The organism is Herbaspirillum sp. GW821-FHT09A12, assembly GCF_059418325.1.
In genome coordinates this window covers 1-3,527 of the sequence record NZ_JBWKPR010000028.1, presented here as the reverse complement: position 1 = coordinate 3,527, position 3,527 = coordinate 1, and the positions used below count along the sequence as shown (strand labels likewise).

Here is a 3,527-nt window from a genome sequence, read left to right as displayed (position 1 = left end):
CCGGTGGCAATCGCAAAGCCCTGGCCGGCGATGGAGCCGACGGCTGCAGCGCCCGCCGCCACCGCAACTGCCGCCAATCCGCCAACGACCGTGCTGGTGCCTGCCATCACGGCCACGCCTGCTGACATGACCGCGCCCAAACTGCCGCCGGTTGCGCCCATGGCGACTGCCGCGGTGCCGGCCGTAAACACCGTGGCCGCAACCACCACCGCAATCGTGAGGATCGCGCCGAAGCCGCCGCATCCCCCCTTACCTGGCGGAGGAGGAGGCGGCGGTGCACTGGGCAAGGTCGGGCTGGTGTCGCCCAAGGCCTTGCCGGGGTTGTAGGGCTTGAAGGTACTGCTGGTGTTGTGGATGTTGGTAACCTGGTTGGGTACCACCAGCGTGGTATTGGCCGTCAGGATGGCGCCGGGCTGCTGGTTGATCAGGCCGTTGGCCTCGGCCAGCAAGTACCACAACGAGGCGTCGCCCCACAGGCCCCGTGCGATGCCCTGCAGGGTGTCGCCTTGCCTGACCGTGTAGCTGCTGGGCGCATTGGCCGGGTAGTCGCTGTTGATGGGCTGGAAGTTGGCGTCGAAGTCGGCCGCGTTGGTGGGCGTGAAACGTTCGTAGCCGCGCCGGTTGTCCCGGTTGCGCAGGGCCGCCAGTTCCTGGGCGTAGTCGGTGCGCTCGGTCTGGTCGTTGCCCACATCGCCGATTCTCTTGCCGTCCAGGTAGTAATACGCGTGCTCGCGGCTTTTACTGGCGCCGTTCATCTGGCCGGTGGCGGCGTTGTAGCTGCCGCCGATCAGCTCCTGGCGTTTCAAGACCTGCCCATCCGCATCCGTCCAGTAGCTGAAGGCGCGCTTGCCCTCTTCGTCGTAGGCCAGCTTGCTGTGGCCGTTGACGTCATAGCTGAAGTGGCTGAACCCCGGTCGCCATACTTTCCTCCAGGAATCCACCTGGCTGTTCCTGGCCTGCAAGGTGATGTTGGTCTGCTTGGCGCTGTCCCACCAGTCGTAGGTGAAGCTGGTGCGCAGGGTGGTGTCTTTACTGTCGCTGCTGTAGGTCTGGGTGGCCGACACGGTGCCGTCGGCCATCAGTTCATACCGGGTGCCCTTGTTGCCCAGGACATCGTGGTCTTGCAGGAGCTGGTTGTCGCGGTTGTAGGTGCGCTGGCTGTGCTGCAGCAGGCTGCCGTTGGGGTTCGTGGTTCTGACCGTTGTCACCCGGCCGGCGGCGTCCATGTCGCGCCAGACCCTGCTGCCGTCGTCCAGGGCGGTTTGCGTCAACAGGCCGCGGCCGTCGTAGTAGTAGCGTTCGCTGTAGGCGCCGCGCTTGGCGGTGGCGGCATAGCTGGCGCTGGCGCGCAGGCCGGCTTGCGTGTAGGTGAGCTCGACGCCGTCGCCGGTTTGTCCACGTTCGATCCGGATGCCGGCGTCATTGGCGCGGGTGGCGCGCCTGCCGCCCGTCAACTGGCCCATGCTGATGGTAAAGCGGCTTAATGCATCGTACCTGTACCAATATTCCTGGTAGGCAAGATGCCCGCCCACGCCATCGGTATAGGTGCTGGCCATCCTTCTGCGGTTGCTCAGCGCGTCGTACTCGTAGACGATGTCGTAGCGCGGGTCGCTGATCCTGACCACGCGGTTCATGGCGTCATAGGTGACCCGCTGCTGCTGGAAGGCGAACTGGCCGTTGTCGGCCATGTAACCCTCGAAGGTGCGGTTGCCGTCGTTGTCGTATTCGTAGGTGGAGGTTTTACCGGTACCGCGGTCGATGATGTTCCTGACGTAGCCGTTGCCGTAGTAGACATAGTCGATGTCTTGCCCGGCCGTGCTGCGCTGGGTCGCGATGAGGCCGGCGTGGTTGTAGCGGTAGGTATAGACGCGACCGCCCAGGTCGACATGGCGCAGGACCCGACCGGTGATATCGAGGTCGTCGCTCATGCTGCGGCCGTTGGCGTCGGTCATGACCCGGCGCCAGCCGCCGGTCTGGGTGTCGCCCAGGCTGGCGATGGCGGCATCATAGGTATAGGCGTAACGCACCGAACGGCCTTCGGCGCTGGTGGTTTCGGTGACCCGGCCCTGGCTGTCGTAGCGGGTGGTGCTGCGGTGGCCCAGGGCATTGGTGACCGCGATGCGCTGGCCTTTGATGTCGTATTCGTAACGGTCGACTGCCTTGGCGGTGGCGCTGATGCTGCGCTCGGACGTGACCAGGCGGTTCAGGGCGTCGTACTGGTAGCTGGTTTGCCAGTTGTCTTCGTTGGTCGAGGTGCGCAGGTTGCCGAAGACGTCGTAGGCATTCCTTTTAGTGCCGCCGTCGGCGTGCCAGCTTTGCGCGACTTGCGCGCGTTCCGAACCGAAGTGCCAGCGCTGGGTGGTCAGGTTGCCGCCGGCGTCGCGCGTGCCCACCAGGTTGCCGGCGGCGTCGTAGTAGTAACGCGTCTCGGCACGGTGGCCGGTGACCACATAGCCGTTCTCCAGGGTGATGTCGGTGGCGGCATCGCGTTTCAAGGTCAACTGGCCCAGGGCGTTGTACTCGAATTCAACGGTGTTGCCGCGGCCGTCGGTCTCGGCCACGATGTTGCCGAAGGCGTCGTAGCGCTGGCTGCGGTTGATCTGGGTTTCGCTGTGCAGGTCGCTGTCCAGGCTGATGACCCAGTTGATGTTGCTGCCGTCGGTGGCCTGGATACTGGTCTCGCTGCGGAAGTAACCGCGACTGGATGCCAGCGTTGCGCCGCTGGCATCGATGGCATCCCAGGCGTATTCGTATTCGGTATCGGGAGGCAAGTCCGAGATATCGAGTTTGAAGATGCCTGATGGCAGGCGATTCAAGGAGGCTTCCGCGAAGGCGGCATTGCTGCCTTTGGGGCGGTAGCGTAGGGACAGTGACGCTGCCTCCGGGTGACCGGCATTGAAGGCCATCCAGCGCGGCTTGACCGCGCCGGTGATCGAGGCGGTGGTGTAGGTGCCGCCGGCAATGGCGCCGGCGGCGACGACGGCGGTGCCGTTGTTGACCTTGATGCCGTCGGCATCATAGGCGTCGAAGGTGACTTCGTAGCGGTACGCACGGTTGCGGTCGGGGACCAGGCCATCGGCCTGGGTATCCCAGGTCCAGCTGGTATTGCCGGGCGTACGCGTTAAGGTCTTGGTCTTCCAGGTGGATGTACCTTCTTCCCGGTACTTGATCTCCAGGCGGTTGGCCGACCTGTCCAGGTTGTTGAAGACCAGCGACGAGTCGGCGTATTTGATGAATTGCAGGTTGGTGACGCCATTGCCTGGATTGACCGAACCGATCAAGGTGTCGGTGCTGCCGTCAGCGGCGGTGAGCGACAATTCCAGGTTGGCCGCTGCGTGGCCTACCGGAATGATGAACATACCCGGAATGCCGTCGCGTGCGTTGAGGCGAACGGCGGTGCCGTTGTTCAACTTGTAGGTCAGCGAGGTGGCCAGCTTGCCGTTGCCCAGTTGCAGGCCGGCCAGGAACATCGTGCCGCCTTCGAAGATGGGGGTGTTGGCCACGCCGCTGCTGCGCGTGACGGTGTT

At 64.3% G+C, this 3,527-nt stretch carries 1 protein-coding gene; it reads right to left on the bottom strand.

Translation table 11 applies throughout. The features are described 5' to 3' along the window. Positions 1–3,527: hypothetical protein (locus AC07N6_RS24230; RefSeq protein WP_494783855.1), on the bottom strand; the 3,527-nt coding region annotated here is incomplete at both ends.